This window comes from Streptomyces sp. NPDC041205 (genome assembly GCF_055591765.1).
Genome location: NZ_JBVIZH010000007.1, coordinates 139,013 through 158,368, shown reverse-complemented (window position 1 = coordinate 158,368; position 19,356 = coordinate 139,013). Strand labels below are relative to the sequence as shown.

The 19,356-nt window shown below is 70.0% G+C and carries 20 protein-coding genes and 1 tRNA gene; 12 read left to right on the top strand and 9 right to left on the bottom strand.

The annotated features are described in order from the left end of the window. The first annotated feature begins 1 nt into the window (after position 1). Both ACZ6BG_RS28335 and ACZ6BG_RS28330 read left to right on the top strand, forming a co-directional pair. Positions 2-868, top strand: a complete 867-nt coding sequence (locus ACZ6BG_RS28335; protein WP_469006565.1) for a GAF domain-containing protein — start codon at positions 2-4, stop codon at positions 866-868. Further along, entirely contained in the window at positions 865-1,584 is a 720-nt protein-coding gene (locus ACZ6BG_RS28330; protein WP_469006563.1) for an ANTAR domain-containing protein, read from the top strand. The genes ACZ6BG_RS28335 and ACZ6BG_RS28330 overlap by 4 nt, the downstream gene beginning before the upstream one ends. Positions 1,585-1,746: 162 nt before the next feature. On the opposite strand, the gene ACZ6BG_RS28325 is transcribed toward ACZ6BG_RS28330, so the two are convergent. Beyond that, entirely contained in the window at positions 1,747-2,469 is a 723-nt protein-coding gene (locus tag ACZ6BG_RS28325; protein WP_469006561.1) for a DUF5324 family protein, read from the bottom strand. Between the two features lie 263 nt (positions 2,470-2,732). On the opposite strand from ACZ6BG_RS28325, the gene ACZ6BG_RS28320 reads away from it, so the two are divergent. Then, the gene (locus tag ACZ6BG_RS28320; protein WP_469006558.1) at positions 2,733-3,266 is read left to right on the top strand and encodes a peptidylprolyl isomerase; all 534 of its coding nucleotides are present in this window, start codon (positions 2,733-2,735) and stop codon (positions 3,264-3,266) included. 133 nt (positions 3,267-3,399) lie between these two features. After that, positions 3,400-4,296: a rhomboid family intramembrane serine protease gene (locus ACZ6BG_RS28315; protein WP_469006556.1), complete on the top strand. Its 897-nt coding sequence runs from the start codon at positions 3,400-3,402 to the stop codon at positions 4,294-4,296. Positions 4,297-4,647: 351 nt separating this feature from the next. Here the strand turns inward: ACZ6BG_RS28315 and crgA are convergent, their stop codons facing one another. After that, on the bottom strand, positions 4,648-4,905 hold the full coding sequence (gene crgA / locus ACZ6BG_RS28310) for a cell division protein CrgA (protein ID WP_468453991.1): 258 nt from the start codon (positions 4,903-4,905) through the stop codon (positions 4,648-4,650). Positions 4,906-5,053: 148 nt separating this feature from the next. Between crgA and ACZ6BG_RS28305 the strand changes: the two genes are divergently transcribed. Genes ACZ6BG_RS28305 through ACZ6BG_RS28280 form a run of 6 tightly spaced genes read left to right on the top strand, consistent with a single transcriptional unit; the run spans position 5,054 to position 9,310 of the window. After that, the gene (locus tag ACZ6BG_RS28305; RefSeq protein WP_469006553.1) at positions 5,054-5,827 is read left to right on the top strand and encodes a DUF881 domain-containing protein; all 774 of its coding nucleotides are present in this window, start codon (positions 5,054-5,056) and stop codon (positions 5,825-5,827) included. A 21-nt stretch (positions 5,828-5,848) separates the two neighbouring features. Continuing rightward, positions 5,849-6,538, top strand: coding sequence for a class E sortase (locus ACZ6BG_RS28300; protein WP_469006550.1), 690 nt, complete (start codon positions 5,849-5,851; stop codon positions 6,536-6,538). Positions 6,539-6,562: 24 nt separating this feature from the next. After that, positions 6,563-6,751, top strand: a complete 189-nt coding sequence (locus ACZ6BG_RS28295; RefSeq protein WP_469007229.1) for a hypothetical protein — start codon at positions 6,563-6,565, stop codon at positions 6,749-6,751. Beyond that, a complete protein-coding gene (locus ACZ6BG_RS28290) occupies positions 6,748-7,386 on the top strand; it encodes an aminodeoxychorismate/anthranilate synthase component II (protein ID WP_468481552.1) in 639 nt (212 codons plus the stop codon). Before ACZ6BG_RS28295 ends, ACZ6BG_RS28290 begins: the two co-directional genes overlap by 4 nt. Beyond that, the gene (locus ACZ6BG_RS28285) at positions 7,317-8,543 is read left to right on the top strand and encodes a class E sortase (protein ID WP_469006547.1); all 1,227 of its coding nucleotides are present in this window, start codon (positions 7,317-7,319) and stop codon (positions 8,541-8,543) included. The genes ACZ6BG_RS28290 and ACZ6BG_RS28285 overlap by 70 nt, the downstream gene beginning before the upstream one ends. A 26-nt stretch (positions 8,544-8,569) precedes the next feature. Beyond that, complete coding sequence (locus ACZ6BG_RS28280; protein WP_469006545.1) at positions 8,570-9,310, top strand: class E sortase; 741 nt, start codon at positions 8,570-8,572, stop codon at positions 9,308-9,310. Positions 9,311-9,444: 134 nt separating this feature from the next. Here ACZ6BG_RS28280 and pknB read toward each other — a convergent pair whose 3' ends face one another. The 7 genes from pknB to ACZ6BG_RS28245 all read right to left on the bottom strand — a co-directional run bounded on the left by pknB (position 9,445) and on the right by ACZ6BG_RS28245 (position 18,262). Then, positions 9,445-11,472, bottom strand: a complete 2,028-nt coding sequence (pknB, locus tag ACZ6BG_RS28275; RefSeq protein ID WP_469006542.1) for a Stk1 family PASTA domain-containing Ser/Thr kinase — start codon at positions 11,470-11,472, stop codon at positions 9,445-9,447. Between the two features lie 170 nt (positions 11,473-11,642). After that, positions 11,643-13,106, bottom strand: a complete 1,464-nt coding sequence (locus ACZ6BG_RS28270) for a peptidoglycan D,D-transpeptidase FtsI family protein (RefSeq protein ID WP_341951188.1) — start codon at positions 13,104-13,106, stop codon at positions 11,643-11,645. Further along, complete coding sequence (locus ACZ6BG_RS28265; protein WP_469006538.1) at positions 13,103-14,515, bottom strand: FtsW/RodA/SpoVE family cell cycle protein; 1,413 nt, start codon at positions 14,513-14,515, stop codon at positions 13,103-13,105. Before ACZ6BG_RS28265 ends, ACZ6BG_RS28270 begins: the two co-directional genes overlap by 4 nt. Before the next feature lie 26 nt (positions 14,516-14,541). After that, positions 14,542-16,131, bottom strand: coding sequence for a Stp1/IreP family PP2C-type Ser/Thr phosphatase (locus tag ACZ6BG_RS28260; RefSeq protein WP_469006535.1), 1,590 nt, complete (start codon positions 16,129-16,131; stop codon positions 14,542-14,544). A 128-nt stretch (positions 16,132-16,259) separates the two neighbouring features. Beyond that, entirely contained in the window at positions 16,260-16,766 is a 507-nt protein-coding gene (locus tag ACZ6BG_RS28255; protein ID WP_469006533.1) for an FHA domain-containing protein FhaB/FipA, read from the bottom strand. Positions 16,767-16,776: 10 nt separating this feature from the next. Beyond that, positions 16,777-17,661: an FhaA domain-containing protein gene (locus ACZ6BG_RS28250; RefSeq protein ID WP_469006531.1), complete on the bottom strand. Its 885-nt coding sequence runs from the start codon at positions 17,659-17,661 to the stop codon at positions 16,777-16,779. Positions 17,662-18,097: 436 nt separating this feature from the next. Beyond that, positions 18,098-18,262, bottom strand: coding sequence for a hypothetical protein (locus tag ACZ6BG_RS28245; RefSeq protein WP_469006528.1), 165 nt, complete (start codon positions 18,260-18,262; stop codon positions 18,098-18,100). 145 nt (positions 18,263-18,407) lie between these two features. Here ACZ6BG_RS28245 and ACZ6BG_RS28240 point away from each other — a divergent pair. Together ACZ6BG_RS28240 and ACZ6BG_RS28235 are read left to right on the top strand one after the other, a co-directional pair. After that, positions 18,408-18,491 (top strand) — tRNA-Leu (locus ACZ6BG_RS28240). A gap of 338 nt (positions 18,492-18,829) precedes the next feature. Further along, entirely contained in the window at positions 18,830-19,177 is a 348-nt protein-coding gene (locus ACZ6BG_RS28235) for a DoxX family protein (protein ID WP_469006526.1), read from the top strand. Positions 19,178-19,356: the final 179 nt, after the last annotated feature.

Below are 19,356 nucleotides of genomic sequence, written 5' to 3'. Positions count from 1 at the left end.
CATGACCCGGGGTGACGGTTATGCCGAGCAGGCCGCTTCGGCGTACGGCCGGGCCGCGGCGGCGCGCCAGCGGGCCACGAACGCCGAGGAGGCCGCTCTTCGGCATGACGCCTGGGCGCTGGAACCGGGGCAGGACCTGCACAAGGAGACGGCTGCCGCGCTCCGCAAGAGCGCCGGCTGTCACCGCTCGTCGGCGGAGCTCCAGGAGGCGTTCGCCCGCCGCATGACCCGGTGGTCGCAGGGGCACGGCGCCGTCCGGCCACGGTTCATGACCGGCGTCGCCGAGGCCTGCGGCACCAAGAGCGCCGCGCTCACCCTGGTCGACTCGGGCAACAGCCAGCTCGCCGTCGCCGCGTCCAACGAACCGGCGCGCGCCGCACAGGAACTGGAGTACATCCTCGGCGAAGGGCCGAGCCGGGACGCCGTCATCCACCGCGGCCCGGTGCTCGCCTCCGGGAACGTGATCGAGGAACGCTGGCCCTGCTACGGCCCCGCGCTCATCGCACTCGGCATCCGTGAGGTCGCCGCCGTGCCGCTGGACACCTCGCTGCGCCGTCTCGGCGCCCTCGCGGTGTTCGACCCGCGCCCCGGGCTCATCGGCACCCAGGCCTTCGCCGAGATGGTGGAGGCGCTGACCCGCCTCGTGCTCCTCGAACCCGACGCCGACCCCGACCTGTACGGCGGGACCGACCACCGGGATGTGGTGCAGCAGGCCGCGGGGATGGTGTCCGTGCACGTCGACTGCCACGTCGATGACGCGCTGGCGCTCGTCAAGGCCCGCGCGTTCACTCTCGCCGTGCCCCTGGAGAGCCTTGCCCGCAGCATCGTGTCCGGTGATCTCAAACTCACCCCGGAAGGGCCGTCATGACGACGCCACGGCAACACCTGGCGGACATCTTCGTCGAACTGTCCGGCGGAAGCCCCGAGTTGCCCCTCGACTCGCGTGGGCTGCTGGCCGCTCTCGCCGTCCGTAGCAGAGAACTCCTCGGTGTCCGTGCCTGCAGTGTGCTGGCCGGCGCGGGCGACAGCACCGACGCCGCCGAGGTCTACGCGTCCGAGGAACCGTCCCGCGAGCTGGTCCTGGACGCCCACTCCCGGCAGCAGGGGCCGGGGCCGCAGTGCTGGTACACCGGCCGCCCCGTGCCGCGCACCGATCTGACGGGCCTGATCGCCCGGCAGCGCTGGCCGTACTACGTGCCCCGGGCGCTCGCCCTCGGGCACACCCATGTCGCGGCCCGTCCGCTGCGCGGCCGGGAGCGGACCGTCGGCGCGCTCGTCCTGTTCGGCAACGACCAGGCGCCGGTCACCGACGAAGGGCTGCGGCTCGGCCAGTCGCTCGCCGACATCGTGGCCATCGCCGTCCTGCGCGAACGCGAGCTGAGCCTCAGCCGCACCCGCGCCGGCCAACTGGAACACGCCCTGACCAGCCGCCTCGCCATCGAACAGGCCAAGGGCATCCTTGCCGCCCGCAAGTCCCTTTCCATGGACGAGTCCTTCGCGATCCTCCGCGGCCACGCCCGCTCCCACCAGCGCAAGCTGGCGGAGGTGGCGCGGGAGGTGGTGGAGGGGCGGTTGGTGATTTAGCCGTTCTGGTGAGCCGCATCTGGTGAGCCGTATCTGGTCGGCCGTTCTGGCAGCCGTCTGGTCGGCCGTTCTGGCGGGCGAGGGCTCAGGGGCGGGGCTTGCCCCGGCGCGGCTCGGGCCCGGCCCCCTGTGTGGGGGGCCGGGCCCGGTGCTCGGCGTGAGTCAGGTGCGGTCCTCGCGGTCGTCGGCCTCGGCCTCCGCCTGCTTCGCCTGGACCTCCGGGTCCAGGGAGGCCTGGGCGCTGCCGTCGACCGAGGTCAGCGGGGTCCGGTCGGGGACCTCCGTGGCCGCGGGGGGCTCGACCAGCCAGTCCGGGTTGGCCTGCTTGTCCCACCACTTCCACACCGCGACGGCACCGGCCGCGAGGACGCCGAGGACGGCCAGCCGCTTGGCGAGCCGCCCGGCGCGGGCACGGCGTTCGTTTCTGCGGGCCAGGTGCTCGATCTGCTCGGGCGAGACCTGCCCGCGCAGCGCGGCGAGCGCCGCGGCACCGCGGGACGCGGCCTCCTCGCGGACCGGCCCCGCCGCCGCCACGGCGTGCTCGACATGGGGCCTCGAGAAGTCGGCGGCCTGGCGCGCGGCCCTGCGGGTGCGGGCCGCGGCCTCGTGCGCCGCGTGGTCGACCTTCGGCGGCACATGGCTGCGGGCCTGCTCCACGCGCGGTGCCACATGCGCGTCGAACTGGACGCGGGCCTGATCGGCGGCCGTGTGGGCGGCGTGCGACACCTTCGGCGCAAGCCGTGCCCGGGCCTCCTGCGCCAGGTGCGTGGCCTTGTCCTTGGCCTCGGCCGCCTTGTCCGCGTACGGGGCCACCGCGTCCGCGGCGTGCCGCACGCTCTCCTTCGCCGAGTCGGCCGCGGCGCGCACGCTCTCTTTGCGGGTCACGGGATCCTCCTCCTTGGTGGCGTATAGGTATGTCACCTTTCCACCCTTTCCGGGATCATGCCTGCCGGATGGAACCGGGGCATGTGAGGGCGGGCATCCGGGTCATCGACCGCTCCCCCGTGAACTCGACCGATTCGGTACGAGCGGAGCTTGTCGACGACAATGCCACGGATCCCGGCGGTGCGCGCCCAGTCGGTGGCTACTCGTCCCAATCCGGTCCGTGCGAGGATCGGAGGGTCACAGAGGACAACGGAAGGCAGATCGTGGCCGAGCAGCTTTACGCCACCCTGAAGACCAACCAGGGCGACATCGAGATCCGGCTCCTGCCGAATCACGCGCCCAAGACGGTCAAGAACTTTGTTGAGCTCGCCAAGGGCGAGCGCGAGTGGGTGCACCCCGCGACCGGCAAGAAGTCGACGGACAAGCTGTACGACGGCACCGTCTTCCACCGGGTGATCAGCGGCTTCATGATCCAGGGCGGCGACCCGCTGGGCAACGGCACCGGCGGCCCGGGCTACGAGTTCGAGGACGAGTTCCACCCGGACCTGGCCTTCGACAAGCCCTACCTGCTCGCGATGGCCAACGCGGGCCCGGGCACCAACGGCTCGCAGTTCTTCGTCACGGTCTCGCCGACCGCGTGGCTGACGCGCAAGCACACCATCTTCGGCGAGGTCTCCAACGACGCCGGCAAGAAGGTCGTGGACGCCATCGCGGGCACCCAGACCAACCCGCGCACCGACCGCCCGGTCAACGACGTCGTCATCGAGTCCGTCGTCATCGAGACGCGCGAGGGCTGAGCGCCGACGCGAGCTCCGGGCGCGCCCGCGCGGCGCACCCGTGAGGGAACCAAACCGCCCCGCCCATCCGTAGAGGAAGGGCGGGGCGGCGCGTTCGTCACGCCGCCTTCGTACGGAGAATGAGGGGACCGCAATGGACCAGGCGCCAGGCAGCCCGCAGGAGCCGCGGGACGCGCAGGGCCCGCCGACGTGCTACCGGCATCCGGACCGGGAGACCGGCATCACCTGCACGCGCTGCGAGCGGCCGATCTGCCCGGAGTGCATGATCAGTGCCTCGGTCGGCTTCCAGTGCCCGGAGTGCGTCCGGGGCGGCTCGGGCACCGGGCACTCGCCCGCGGCGACCCAGCCGCGCACGCTCGCGGGGGGCACCATCGCCCAGGACCCCCGGCTGCTCACGAAGATCATCCTGGCGATCAACCTGCTGGTGTTCGTCGCGGTCCGGGTGCGCGGCGACAGCCTGCTCAGCGATCTGGTGCTGATCGGCCAGTGGCCGCCGCACCCGTTCGTGCCGACGGAGGGCGTCGCGGACGGCCAGGCGTATCGCCTGGTCACATCGATGTTCACGCACCAGGAGATCTGGCACATCGCGTTCAACATGCTGGGCCTGTGGTGGCTCGGCGGCCCGCTGGAGGCAGCGCTCGGCCGGGCCCGCTATCTGACGCTCTACCTGCTGTCCGGCCTCGGCGGCAGCGCCCTGACCTACCTCCTGGAAGATGCGAGCAAGGCCTCCCTCGGCGCCTCCGGCGCGATCTTCGGCCTGCTCGGCGCGACGGCGGTCCTGATGCGGCGCCTGAACTACGACATGCGCCCGGTCATCGCGCTCCTCGCGTTGAACCTGCTCTTCACCTTCACCTGGAGCGGCATCGCCTGGCAGGCCCACGTCGGCGGTCTGGTCGCGGGTGTGGCCATCGCGTACGGCATGGTGCACGCCCCGCGCGAGCGGCGCGCCCTGGTGCAGTGGGGGACGTGCGCGGTGGTGTTCGCGGTGATCGTGGTGACCGTGGTGCTGCGGACGGCCCAGCTCACCTGACGTGCGGCGGCCGGTCCGTGCGCGACGTGCGCGGACCGGCGCGCGCACCCGTGTTGTCCACAGTCTGTGCCCGATCTTGTGCACGAAGTGGGGAACGGGTGTTCCGCGCGTCGCCGATCCGGGTTTTCCCAGGCAGGACAAGGGGTGTGCGGGCCGGTGCGCGGCGGTGGGCCAGTCACACCGGCGTCAACCTTCTGAGAGTTATCCACAGATCTTCAGACCTTTCCCCAGGTCTGTGGATGGCGGCGCTCGCGCTGTGGATAACTCAGGCCAGGGCTTGCGGACGGGCTCCGTTTCCGCTCTCGCGGCACACGTGTGCCCGCCCGCCGTGCCCTCAGCCGCGTGGAACCGTTACTTCCACTGCGTGGAGACGCCGAACCCGGCCGCGATGAAGCCGAAGCCGACGACGATGTTCCAGTTGCCCAGCGGGTCGATCGGCAGCTTTCCGTCCGTGACGTAGAAGACGACGATCCAGGCCAGGCCGATGAGGAACATGGCCAGCATCACCGGAGCCACCCAGCTGCGGCTGGTCAGCTTGATGTTCGTCGCCTTCTTCGACGCCGGCGGCGTGTAGTCGTCGTCCTTCTTGCGGATACGTGACTTCGGCACGAGGGTCTCTCCTGTCGATGCGCTGCGTGGCCGCGCAGGGAACGGGGTATGACGCGGGTCGGGTTCTTCGTCGCTACGGTGCGCGAAGTCCTCCCCCGGGCGTCCGTTAGCGTAGTGCTTCCGCGGCGGTGAAGGAGATAAGGGTACGTTGAGCAATTCTGCCGACTTCCCGGGAGGCACCGGTCGAGGCCGCCGCTGGCGCCCCGTGCGGCTCCTCACGATCGCCGTCTTCGCCCTCGCCGGCCTGATCTTCGTCACCAGCTTCAACACGGCCAAGGGCACCAACATCCGTACGGACGCCTCCCTGTTGAAGCTCTCCGACCTCATCCAGGAGCGCAGCCGCGAGAACAAGGACCTGGAGGAGTCCAACGGGTCCCTGCGCGGCGACGTCGACTCCCTGGCCCAGCGCGACAGCCCCGGCACCAAGGCCGACGACGCCCGCCTGAAGGCCCTGGAGAAGAACGCGGGCACCCGGAAGCTCACCGGCGACGCCGTCACGGTCACCCTCACCGACGCCCCGCCGGACGCCACCGCCAAGCTCCCCGGCTACCCCGAGCCGCAGCCCAACGACCTGGTCATCCACCAGCAGGACCTGCAGGCCGTGGTGAACGCGCTGTGGCAGGGCGGCGCCGAGGGCATCAAGGTCATGGACCAGCGCCTGATCTCCACCAGCGCCGTGCGCTGCGTCGGCAACACCCTGATCCTCCAGGGCCGCGTCTACTCACCGCCGTACAAGGTCACGGCCGTCGGCGACCCCGACCGGCTCCAAAAGGCCCTGGCCGCCTCCCCGGAGATCCAGAACTACATGCTGTACGTCAACGCCTACGGCCTCGGCTGGAAAGTCGACGACGACGGGGCGGTGACTCTTCCCGGCTACTCGGGCACAGTGGATCTCCACTACGCGAAGCCTGTGGAGCAGTAGCCCCTGGGGGACCCCGTGCCGGTGCGAGTGATCGTCAGGACGTTCAGCGAACTGTGCATCACCATCGGGACCGTGATCGTGCTGTTCGTCGTGTACGTCCTGTTCTGGACCGGTGTGAAGGCCGACCGCGCGATGGACAGCCAGATCGACCAGTTGCAGGACCAGTGGGCGCGGCGGCCGGTGGCCGCCCAGGGCTCGGGCAAGGACGCGGACGCCGCGCCGCCGGAGCCCGCCGCGTACCGGGACGGCAAACCCTTCGCCGTGATGTACATCCCGCGCTTCGGTTTCACGTGGAACAAGCCCGTGCTCCAGGGCACCGCCACCGGCACCCTCAAGAAGGGCCTCGGCCACTACGCGCGCACCGCCCAGCTCGGCCAGAAGGGCAACTTCGCCGTCGCCGGACACCGCCGCACCTATGGCGACCCCTTCAAGGACTTCCCCGAACTGCGCCCCGGCGACGCCGTCGTCCTGACCGACGGCACGACCTGGTTCACGTACCGCATCGACAGGAAGCCGTACCGCACGCTGCCCGCCGACATCGGTGTCATCGACCCGGTCCCGCGCAAATCCGGCTACCGCGAGCCCGGCCGCTATCTCACCCTCACCACCTGTGAACCGGAGTGGGGCCACAGCCACCGCCTGATCGCCTCGGCCCACCTCGACGCCACCCAGCCCGTGGAGGCCGGGAAACCCGAGGCACTGCGCCGTTAGTCTGGTGCCGAACGGCGACGCCTGGTGGCGCCCGACGACGGAAGGGACGGCATGTACGGCTGGATCTGGCGGCATCTGCCCGGGAACGCTTGGGTGAAGGCGCTGCTCTCGCTGCTGCTCGTCCTCGCCGTCGTCTATGTGCTGTTCCAGTACGTCTTCCCCTGGGCGGAGCCGCTGCTGCCCTTCAACGATGTGACGGTGGACGGCCAATGAGCGCCCGCATTCTTGTCGTCGACAACTACGACAGCTTCGTCTTCAACCTCGTCCAGTACCTGTACCAGCTCGGCGCCGAGTGCGAGGTCCTTCGCAACGACGAGGTCGAGCTGCGGCACGCCCAGGACGGCTTCGACGGCGTCCTGCTCTCGCCGGGACCCGGCACGCCCGAGCAGGCGGGCGTCTGCGTGGAGATGGTGCGCCACTGCGCCGCGACCGGCGTGCCCGTCTTCGGCGTCTGCCTCGGCATGCAGTCCATGGCGGTGGCGTACGGGGGTGTGGTGGACCGGGCGCCGGAGCTCCTGCACGGCAAGACCTCGCCGGTCACGCACGAGGGCAAGGGCGTCTTCGCGGGCCTGCCGTCCCCCTTCATCGCCACCCGCTACCACTCGCTGGCCGCCGAGCCCGCCGCCGTCCCGGCCGAGCTCGAAGTGACCGCCCGCACGGCCGACGGCATCATCATGGGCCTGCGCCACCGCGAACTGCCCGTCGAGGGCGTCCAGTTCCACCCCGAGTCCGTCCTCACCGAACACGGCCACCTCATGCTCGCCAACTGGCTGGTGGAGTGCGGCGACGCGGGGGCGGTGGGGCGGTCGAGCGGGCTTGCGCCGGTGGTGGGCAGGGCTACGGCGTGACCGTGCCCGGTGGCCCCGACGCCGCCGCGCCGGGGCAGCATCCGTCGCCGTGGTTCCGGAGCGGGGCGGGGGCGGCTGGGGGGCAGGTGGGGCCCGAGGCGTCTGAGGTGCCGGTGGTGCCTGCGGTGCCCGAGGTGCCGGGGGAGGTTCTGGGGGACGCCGAGGTGCCGCCCGAGCCGTACCCGGCGGCGTACGACCCTCCCCGGGACGACGAGACCATCGGGTTGCGGACGGCGGACACGCGCCGAATAGCCGGTGCACCGGTCGCCCCGCCCCCGGGCGGACGGGCGGCGCGACGCAAGGCCGCCAAGCACAAGGGGCGCCGGGGCGCGAAGCCCGCGGCCTCCGGAGCCGCCGCGTCCGGGTCGGCCGCCGTGTCCGGGGCGGCCACCGCCTCCGGGGCGGCCACCTCCACGCCCCCCGCCGGAGAGGCGGAGCGCCCCCTCACCCGGGTCGAGGCCCGCCGCGCCGCCCGTGCCGCGAAGCCCGGCCCCGCCACCGTCGCCAGCCGCGCCATCGGCGAACTCTTCATCACCATCGGCGTCCTGATGCTCCTCTTCGTCACGTACCAGCTGTGGTGGACGAACATAAGAGCCCAGCAGCAGGCCGACGCGGCCGCCCGCGAGCTCCAGGAGGACTGGGCGAAGGGCAAGGGCAAGCCGGGGGCCTTCGAACCCGGCCAGGGCTTCGCGCTCCTGCACATCCCGAAGCTGGACGTCGTCACACCGGTCGCCGAGGGCATCGACAAGCACAAGGTCCTCGACCGGGGGATGGTCGGCCACTACAACAAGGGCGGCACCAAGACCCCGATGCCGGACGCGAACCCCGGCAACTTCGCGCTCGCCGGTCACCGCAATACGCACGGCGAGCCGTTCCGGTACATCAACCGGCTCAAACCGGGCGATCCGATCGTCGTCGAGACGCAGGACAAGTACTACGTCTACAAGATGGCGAGCATCCTGCCGCAGACGAGCCCCGGCAACACGGCCGTCCTCGATCCGGTGCCGCCCGGCTCCGGCTTCACGAAACCCGGCCGCTACATCACACTGACCACCTGTACCCCCGAGTTCACGAGTAAGTACCGAATGATCGTGTGGGGCAAGATGGTCGAAGACCGGCCACGCGACAAGGGCAAGCCACCCGCGTTGGTCGACTAGCAGCTGAGACGGACGGGGCAGACGCAGTGGCAGCCACCACCGAAGAGGATGAGCAGGAGCGGGGCGCGCGGGCCGAGGAGCCCGCGCCGCGGCAGCGCGGCCGTGGCCGGATCGCGACGGCGGTCAGCGTCTTCGGCGAACTCCTCATCACCGCGGGCGTGATCCTCGGCCTGTTCGTCGCCTACTCGCTGTGGTGGACCAACGTCATAGCGGACCGCGAGGCCAAGAAGCAGGGGAACCGCGTCCGCGACCACTGGGAGGCGAAGGGCCCCGGCGCCATCGACACCAAGGACGGCATCGGCTTCCTGCACGTGCCCTCGATGAGCGGCGGCGAGATCCTCGTCACCAAGGGCACCAACCCCAAGACCCTCAACCACGGCGTCGCCGGCTACTACACGGCCCCCATCAAGTCCGCCCTGCCCGAGGACGAGAAGGGCAACTTCACCCTGGCCGCCCACCGCGACGGCCACGGCGCGAAGTTCCACAAGATCGACAAGATCGACGAGGGCGACCCGATCGTCTTCGAGTCCCGCGACAAGTGGTACGTCTACAAGGTCTACAAGACCCTCCCACAGACCTCGAAGTACAACGTCCGCGTCCTGGACCCCATCCCGAAGGAGTCGGGCGCGAAGAAGGCGGACCGCTACATCACGCTCACCACGTGCACCCCCGTCTTCACGTCGAACTACCGCTACGTGGTGTGGGGCAAGCTGGAGCGGATCGAGAAGGTGGACAACAGGCGGACGCCGCCGCGGGAGCTGAGCTAGCCGCTGAGCCGTTGAGCGGTCCCAGGACGCGAGATCGTTGAGCGGTCCCAGAACGCGAGACCGGAGCATGACGAGGGCCCCCGCACCTTCTGGTGCCGGGGCCCTCGTCCTTGTCCGCTGTACCGCCGGAGGCGTCAGTCCCGCCCGTGGCGGCCGAAGCCGGTGGCGCCCTCGATGAAGCCGCCGCCGTTGTCGCCGCCGCCCTGGTCGCCGCCGCCCGGGTCGCCGGAGCCGCCGGTGGTCACCAGGTTGATCGCGGTGCCGGACGGGACCTTCTGGCCGCCGCCCGGCGTGGAGAGGACCACCCGGGCGTCGTCGTCCTGCGGGCCCGTGATGGTGCCCACGGTGAGGTCGGCGTCCTCGATGGCGTCACGGGCGTCCGAGAGGGTCTGGCCGCCGACCGTCGGGACGGTGGCCTCCTCCGGCTCCTCCTCGGCCTTCTTCTTGGCGACCTGGACGGTCACCGTGGAGCCGGGGTCGACCTCGGTGTTGGCCGCGGGCGAGGTCTGAATGACCTTGCCTTCTTCGACGCTGTCGCTCTCGACGTCCTGGCGGCTCGGTACGAGGCCGTTGTCCTCGATCTGCTTCTTCGCGGCTTCCCAGGTCTGACCGGAGACATCGGGGACGACGGGCTTCTGCTGCTTCTTAGCGACCGTCAGCGTGATGGTGGTGCCCTTCTGAGCCTCCGTGTCGCCCGGCGGGTTCTGACTGATCACGACGCCCGGGTTCTGCTCGGACTCCTGGGTCTTCTTCGTGACCTCGAAGCCCTTGTCCCTGAGTCGGCTCTCGGCCTTGTCGAAGGTGAGGCCCTCGACGTCAGGAACGGTGACCTTCGGCGCACCGGTCGACACGACCACATTGATCGTGTCGCCCTTCTCGACCTTGGTGTCCTCGCCGGGGTTCTGCGAGCAGATCTGCCCCTTGGGGTACTTCTCGCAGGGCTGGCGCTTGGACACCGCGATCTCCAGGTCGACGTTCTTCGCCGACTCCTGCGCTTCCTTCAGTGTCTGGCCGACGAAGTTCGGCGCCTTCTTGTCGTCGCTGGTTCCGCTGTTCCCGCTGAACGCCCACTTCCCGATGAGGATCGCCCCCACCAGGACGAGCACGCCCGCGGCGATCAGCAGGATCGTCGACGTGTTGCTCTTCTTCTGGCCCCGGCCGCGCCGCGACCCGTCGTCGTAGCCGTCGTCCGGGTTGACCGGCGGCATCATGGACGTCTGGCCGTGGCCCGCGCCGTTCTGCGGGCGGAGCATGGCCGTGGCCTGGTCGTCGGGGTGGCCGCCGTAGCCGACGGCGCCCATGGCGGCCGTGGCGGCGACGGGCTGGCCGTCGAGGCAGGCCTCGATGTCGGCGCGCATCTCGTCGGCCGACTGGTAGCGGTAGTCCGGGTCCTTGGTGAGCGCCTTCAGGACGATCGCGTCCATCTCGGGCGTGATCTCGCCGTCGAAGACGCTGGGGGCCTGGGGCTCCTCGCGGACGTGCTGGTAGGCGACCGCGACCGGCGAGTCGCCGACGAACGGCGGGCGGACGGTCAGCAGCTCGTACAGCAGACAGCCCGTCGAGTACAGGTCGGAGCGCGCGTCGACCTGCTCGCCCTTGGCCTGCTCCGGGGAGAGGTACTGTGCGGTGCCGATGACGGCGGCCGTCTGCGTCATCGTCATGCCGGACTCGCCCATCGCGCGGGCGATGCCGAAGTCCATGACCTTGACCTGGCCGTTGCGCGTCAGCATGACGTTCGCGGGCTTGATGTCGCGGTGGACGATCTGGTTGCGGTGCGAGTACTCCAGGGCCTGGAGGATGCCGATGGTCATCTCCATGGCCCGCTCGGGCAGCAGCTTGCGCCCGGAGTGCAGCAGCTCGCGCAGCGTGGAGCCGTCGACGTACTCCATCACGATGTACGGGATGGAGACCCCGTCGACGTAGTCCTCGCCGGTGTCGTAGACCGCGACGATCGCCGGGTGGTTGAGCGAGGCGGCCGACTGGGCCTCACGGCGGAACCGGGCCTGGAACGACGGGTCGCGGGCGAGGTCGACTCGCAGCGTCTTCACCGCCACGGTGCGGCCGAGGCGGGTGTCGTGCGCGAGGTAGACCTCCGCCATCCCGCCGCGGCCGAGCACCTGGCCCAGCTCATACCGGCCGCCGAGGCGACGCGGCTCTTCCATAGCTATTCCAGCCCTCTCCGTCGGTCCCGACCGCACCGTGTTGCGCGGTCCGGCGGTGTGCTGTCCGGGCATACCGTACCCGGCTCGCCTGACGTGACCCGGCCGCAATCGTCACCCGATACAGGACCGGTATCGCAACGTGCACCGATGTGGAGGGGTCGTGACAGGGGTCACTTCTTGCTGTCGATGACCGCCTTCATCACGTCCCTCGCGATCGGTGCCGCGAGCCCACCGCCGGAGATGTCGCCACGACTGGCGTCACTGTCCTCGACGACCACGGCCACGGCGACCGGGGAACCCGAGTCGGTCTTGGCGTAGCTGATGAACCAGGCGTACGGGTTCTTGCTGTTGTTCAGACCGTGCTGAGCGGTACCGGTCTTGCCGCCCACTGTGACGCCCGGGATCTTGGCGTTGGTTCCCGTGCCCTCGTTCACGACGGTCTGCATCATGTCCTGGAGCTTCTGCGCGTTCTCCTTGGACAGCGGCTCGCTCATCTCCTTGGGCGAGTGCTTCTCGATCACGTCGAGGTTCGGCGCCTGGAGCTCCTTGACCATGTACGGCTCCATCAGGGTGCCGTCGTTGGCGATCGCGGAGGTGACCATCGCCATCTGCAGCGGCGTCGCCGCGGTTTCGAACTGGCCGATGGAGGAGAGCGCGGTCTGCGGCTTGTCCATCTCCTCGGGGAAGACGGAGGCGTTCGAGCGGACCGGGACGAACTGCTCCTCGTTGAAGCCGAACTTCTCGGCCGTCTCCAGCATCTTGTCCTTGCCGAGGTCCGAGCCGATCTTGCCGAAGACCGTGTTGCAGGACACCCGCAGCGCCTCGCGGAGCGTGGCGTTCTTGCAGGGGATGTTGCCCTCGTTCTTCAGCTCGGTCGTGGTGTTCGGCATCGTCCAGGGCAGCGGGGACTTCGTCTTCTCGTCTATCTCCGTGTACAGGCCGTGCTCCATCGCCGCCGCGGCCGTGACCACCTTGAAGGTGGAGCCGGGCGGGTAGGTCTCGCGCAGCGCGCGGTTCAGCATCGGCTTGTCGGAGTCCTTGTCGAGCTTCCCGAAGGTCTCCGCCTCGGCGTTGGTGTTGCCGGCGAACTTCGAGGGGTCGTACGAGGGCGTCGAGGCCAGTGCGAGGATCGCGCCCGTCGAGGGGTCTATGGCGGCTACGGCGCCCTTGCCCTTGTTCTTCAGACCGTCGTACGCGGCCTTCTGGGCGTCCCGGTTGAGCGTCGTGACGACGTTGCCGCCCTCCTTCTTCTTGCCGGTCAGCATGTCGAGGCTGCGGCGGAAGAAGAGCCGGTCGTCGTTGCCGGTGAGGATGCGGTCCTCGATGGACTCGATCTGGGTGGCGCCGATGCGCTGCGAGGCGAAGCCGGTCACGGGCGACCACATGGGCCCGTTCTTGTAGGTCCGCTTGTACTTGAAGTCGTCGCCGTCGACCTTCTGCGAACCGGTGATGGCCTTGCCGTCGACGATGATGTCGCCGCGCGGCTGGGCGTACCGCTCGATGGGCACGCGGCGGTTCATCTCGTGCTCGGCGAGGTGGTCGGCCTTGACGTACTGCAGCCAGTTGTCGCGGACGAGCAGCGCGAGGACGAGCAGGCCGCAGAAGATCGCGATGCGGCGCAGAGGCTTGTTCACGGCCGTACCACCTGGGTCATCTCGGCGTCGGGGTTCGGGGCGGGCGACGGGGCCGGGCGGCGCGCGGTGTCGCTGATGCGCAGCAGGATGCCCACGAGCGCCCAGTTCGCGATCACCGAGGAACCGCCGTACGCGATGAACGGCATCGTCATACCCGTCAGTGGGATCAGGCCCATGACGCCGCCCGCGACGACGAAGACCTGGATGGCGAAGGCGCCGGACAGGCCGACCGCGAGCAGCTTGCCGAACGGGTCGCGGGCCGCGAGCGCCGTGCGCACACCGCGCTCCACGATCAGGCCGTAGATCAGCAGGACGGCCATGATCCCGGCGAGGCCCAGCTCCTCGCCGTACGTGGCGAGGATGAAGTCGGAGTTGGCGGCGAAGCCGATGAGGTCGGAGTGGCCCTGGCCGAGGCCGGTGCCGAGGGTGCCGCCGGAGCCGAACGCCATCATCGACTGGGCGATCTGGTCGGTCCCGGTCGACGCGATGACTTCCTTGTTGAAGGGGTCGAGCCAGGCGTCCACACGCACCTTGACGTGCGGCTCGAAGGAGGCCACGGTGACGGCGCCGATGGCCGACATCAGCAGACCGAACACGATCCAGCTGGTGCGCTCCGTGGCCACGTACAGCATCACGATGAACATGCCGAAGAACAGCAGCGACGTACCGAGGTCGGTCTCGAAGACCAGGATCAGGATGGACATCGCCCACACGGCCAGGATCGGACCGAGGTCACGGCCACGCGGCAGGTACAGGCCCATGAAGCGGCGGCTGGCGAGGGCGAGCGCGTCCCGCTTCACCATCAGGTATCCGGCGAAGAACACCGCGATGACGATCTTCGCGAACTCACCGGGCTGGATCGAGAACCCGCCGACGCGGATCCAGATCTTCGCGCCGAAGACGTTCATGCCGAGGCCGGGCACCAGCGGCAGCAGGAGCAGCAGGATCGAGGCGACCATGGAGATGTACGTGTACCGCTGCAGGACGCGGTGGTCCTTGAGCAGCAGCAGTACGCCGACGAACAGCGCGATGCCGACCGCGGAGTAGAGCAGCTGATTGGGCGCGGCCTCGGAGAAAGTGGGCCGCGCTTGGAGCTTCTCCGACTGGTCGAGCCGCCAGATGACCACCAGGCCGAGGCCGTTGAGCAGCGTGGCGAGGGGCAGCAGCAGCGGGTCCGCGTACGGCGCGAACTTGCGCACGACGAGGTGCGCGACGCCCGCGAGCAGGCCGAGGCCCAGGCCGTAGCTGAGCATGCCGGGCGGCAGTTCGCCGGAGATGGCGAGGCCCACGTTCATGTAGGCGAACAGCGGGATGACGACGGCGAACACCAGGAGCGCGAGCTCGGTGTTGCGCCGGCTCGGCGCACCGATGGCGCCGATCGTCGACGTTTGTGTAGTGCTACTGCTCATGGCGTGCAAGGGCCCCCAACGGCTGCTTACTGCTTACCGCACTGCGGGACCAGATCCTTCTCCTGCTGGGAGAGGCTGGGGCCGGGTGTGGGAGTCGGTGCGGTGGTGGACTTGGACTTGTCGTCCTTGGTGCCCGGGTCGTCCGCCGCGCGGAAGCTCGCGTTGCGGAAGTCGGGCTTGGAGGTGTCGGCCGGGTCGGGCGAGCCGTCCTGGCCGCCCGCCTCGCCTTCACCGGGCTTGGTGTTGTCCTTCTTCTCGCGCTCGCGCTTCTCGCGGTTCTCCCGCTCGATGGCGCGCCGCTCGGCGTCCTTCTTGCACGCCGACGCCTGCAGGCCGAGCTCGCCGATCTTCTTCTCGGCGTCGTCGAGGTTGCCCTCCTGGATCGTGGACTCGACCTGCTTGCGCTGGTACGGCGGCAGGTACTTGAGTTCGATCTCGGGGTGGTCCTTCTCGACCTTCGACAGGCTCACCCAGGCGAGGTCCTGGTCGATGCCGCGGTAGAGCGCGACGTGCTCGTCCTTGGTGCCGACGTAGTACTGCGTCTGGGTCCAGCGATAGCCGCCGTACAGGCCGCCGCCGACGACGGCGAGGGCCAGCGCGATGTACAGCGATCTCTTCAGCCACTTGCGGCCGCCGCCGGGCTTCACCAGGTCCTCGTCGCCGTACGCCCCGAAGGAGCCGCCCTCGGGGGCGTACCCGGGGGCGGCGTCGCCGCTTCCGGGCGGGCCGAAGCCGCCTCCGGAGGGGCTGGGCGGGGTCTGGCGGCCGAGGCCGGACGCGCGGCCCGCGGGCGTCTGCATGGCGCCGTCGTCGTTCGCCTGGAGCTGGTTCTCGGCGACCGCGCCGACCACCACGGGGGTGTCGGACAGCTGGCCCGCGAGGGTGTCGCCGGTGTCGATGTCCAGGACGTCGGCGACGATCACCGTGATGTTGTCGGGGCCGCCGCCGCGCAGCGCGAGCTGGATCAGCTCCTGCACGGTCTCCTGGGGGCCCTGGTAGCTGGCGAGGGTGTCCTCCATCGTCTGGTGGGACACGACGCCGGAGAGGCCGTCGGAGCAGATCAAGTACCGGTCGCCCGCGCGGACTTCACGGATCGACAGATCCGGCTCCACGTGGTCGCCGCTGCCGAGCGCGCGCATCAGGAGCGAGCGCTGCGGATGCGTCGTCGCCTCCTCCTCGGTGATGCGGCCCTCGTCGACGAGCCGCTGCACCCAGGTGTGGTCCTGCGTGATCTGCGTGAGCACGCCGTCGCGCAGCAGGTACGCGCGCGAGTCGCCGACGTGCACGAGGCCGAGCCGCTGACCGGTCCACAGCAGGGCGGTCAGGGTGGTGCCCATGCCCTCGAGCTGCGGGTCCTCCTCGACCATCAGCCGCAGCTGGTCGTTGGCCCGCTGCACGGCCGTGCCGAGCGACGTGAGGATGTCGGAGCCGGGGACGTCGTCGTCGAGCGTGACGAGCGTCGAGATCACCTCGGAGCTGGCGACCTCGCCCGCGGCCTGGCCCCCCATGCCGTCGGCGATGGCGAGGAGACGCGGACCCGCGTAGCCGGAGTCCTCGTTCCCCTCCCGGATCATGCCTTTGTGCGATCCGGCGGCGAAGCGCAGTGACAGACTCATGCGCACCTCGCCCGTCGGCTCCGGGTACATCCGCACGGTGCCCACCCTCCGGTCGGGAGCGCGCTGGCGTCCAGGTCCTGGACCGCGTCGGCTCGCTCGCTCCGCTCGCGCTCATTCATGATGTAGCACTACTTCCGCAGCTCGATGACGGTCTTGCCGATGCGGATCGGCGCGCCCAGCGGAACGGGCGTCGGGGTGGTCAGGCGGGTCCGGTCGAGATACGTGCCGTTCGTGGACCCGAGATCCTCGACGATCCACTGGCCGTCACGGTCCGGGTAGATCCTGGCATGCCTGCTGGAGGCGTAGTCGTCGTCAAGGACGATGGTCGAATCGTGTGCCCGGCCCAGCGAGATCGTCTGCCCCTGCAGCGCGACGGTGGTGCCCGTGAGGGTGCCCTCCGAGACGACCAGCTTGGTGGGGGCGCCACGACGCTGGCGGCCGCCGCTCTGCTGGCGTTGTGGCGGCGGCGCGGCCTGCTGGCGGGCCGCCTGGCGGCCGCCCTCACGGCGCGCACCGCGCTGGGTGACGCGCGTACCGAACAGGTCGCTGCGAATGACCTGGACGGCCACGATCACGAACAGCCACAGAACGGCCAGGAAACCCAGCCGCATGACCGTCAGGGTCAGCTCTGACATTGCCCCCGCTTCACCCTTCGGCTTGCCGGTAAATGATGGTGGTGCTGCCCACGACGATCCGCGAGCCGTCGCGGAGCGTAGCGCGGGTGGTGTGCTGCCCGTCTACCACGATGCCGTTGGTAGACCCGAGATCCTGGATCGTCGAGGGCGTTCCGGTCCGGATCTCACAGTGCCGGCGCGAGACGCCGGGGTCGTCGATCCGCACATCGGCGTCGGTGCTGCGACCCAGCACCAGCGTCGGGCGGGAGATCTGATGGCGGTTGCCGTTGATCTCAATCCAGCGCCGCACTTGCGCGCCCGGGGAGCCGGAGCCCGGCCCCTGCGGCCGCGCCGCCGCCGGAGCGGCTCCGCGGCCCGCGCCCGCGCCGGGAGGCGGCGCGGCGGGCATGGGAGGGGCGCCCGAGGGGCCCTGTGGGTAGCCGTAGCCGCCGCGGGGGCCCTGGCCCGCGCTCGTGGGGCCGCCGCCGGGGGCGCCGGGCCCGCCGGGGCCACCGGGAGCGGGGTCGGGAGTCTGCGAGGTGCTGGACGCGAGCGTGCGGCTGCGTACCCGGTAGAGGCCCGTGTCCAGGTCCTCCGCCTTCTCCAGGTGGACCTTGATGGGGCCCATGAAGCTGTACCGCTGCTGCTTCGCGTACTCACGCACCATGCCGGAGAGCTCGTCGCCGAGCTGTCCGGAGTACGGGCTCAGGCGCTCGAAGTCGGGTGCGCTGAGCTCCACGATGAAATCGTTCGGAACGACGGTCCGCTCGCGGTTCCAGATCGTCGCGTTGTTGTCGCACTCGCGCTGCAGGGCGCCGGCGATCTCGACGGGCTGGACCTCGGACTTGAACACCTTGGCGAAGGTGCCGTTGACCAGACCTTCGAGTCGCTGCTCGAACTTCTTCAGGACTCCCATGGGGCACCTCCTCCGTCGTTGTCATCCTCGTACTGCTTACTGATCGTATCCACGCGCCGGGAAATCAGGTGGTTCCCCCTGTCCGCCCGGACCACGAGTGTCGCCCCTCACAAGGCATGCCCGCACTGGTCTTCCGCGATCCTCAGGGTTCCCTCAGGGGTGACCCGGGGCTCCGCCCGGGTTCGCTCCGCCGATCCTCCGGGATCGGTCAGGGCTCCCGCGGGAACCTTCCTGAGTCCCGCGTCGGAGGCGTGGCCGACGGCTCGGTCCGGGCTCGCTCCGCGCCTGGTGCCGCGCTCCGCTCGGGGCTACTTCCGCGCTCCTTGTGGGCTCCTTCCGGGTCCCGGGCCTGGCCTGGCTCGGGCCTCCTCCTACTTCCTCTTACGAGGGATCGTAGAGGGGGTCTCAAGACAGTGTCCCGCACGCGGCTGTGGACCTAGGAGGAGGACTTGACGTCCGCCTTGGTTGCGTCGGGCGGGTGGTTCGGCCGGTTCTGTTCGAGCGGAGCCCTGCGCGGAGCCCTGCGCGGGGGCGGGGTGGCGGCGCGGCGGGGACGGGCCGCGATGTGGCCGGGGTGGCTGGTGAGGACGGGGTACGACACGTCCGCGCAGGCTGTCGGTACGTCCCCGGGTGCCGTGCGGGTGCCCCCGAATACGGATGTGAATCCACCCTCTCCAGCGTGCTAATCTTCTGGATGTCGGCAGGCGCTCGCACCAACCAGTGAGAGACCCAAAGACAACACCCATGCGCGGGTGGCGGAATAGGCAGACGCGCTGGATTCAGGTTCCAGTGCCCGAAAGGGCGTGGGGGTTCAACTCCCCCCTCGCGCACAGAGAAGAACCGATGAACGGGTCTTCATCAAGGACGAGAGTCCTTGGTGAGGGCCCGTTTCTCGTGTTGGTCCGCGGTCCGGGCGCCTGGGTGTTCCAGGTGCGCCGGGTGTCCTCGGGTCCTGGATGTTCTGAGCTCCCGAATGCCCTGGGGCTTCTGGCCGCTCCGGGTGACCTGGGCCTCAGCGGTGAGCTATCTCACGATCGTGGTCCGTGCGGATTTCCCGGCACCCGTCGGTCACATTCCCGCGGTGCCGTGCGTCATGGCGGTGACGGGCCGCACGGGCCCGGCCGGGGCGGAACCGCGTCGGCGTACTGCTTGATGAGGAGCCTTTCGGATGTCCACTGCCTACGTCGTCGTCACCCTCGTCGCCGCCGCCATGACCGGCTTCTCCGCTGTCTCTGTCTTCCTGCGGGCCAAGTGGGTCGTCGAGCCCATGGCCGACTACGGCATTCCGATGGCGTGGCTGCCGTGGCTGGGGGCGGCCAAGGCGGCGGGGGCTCTCGGGCTCGTGGCCGGGCTGTTCCTGCCGCTGGTCGGGGCCGCTGCCGGGATCGGCCTGGTGCTGTACTTCGCCGGGGCCGTCGTCGCCGTGGTCCGGGCGCGCTGGTACGCCCACATTCCCTTCCCGCTGGTGTACGCGGCTCCGGTCGCCGGTGCGCTGGCGCTGGGGCTTGCCACCTGAACAGGCATTTTCGCGGGCTCGGTGGGCGGGGCGGGGAGTTATCCACAGGCTGTGACGGGGAATCGCCCGCGGCGGTACCGTCGGAGTCAGTTGAGTTCGTGAGGTCCGGCGAGTTCGTGAGGCCCGGCGATCGAGTTCGCGGGGGGCCGACGGTGGCCGTGTGTCAGCAACAGGGGGGC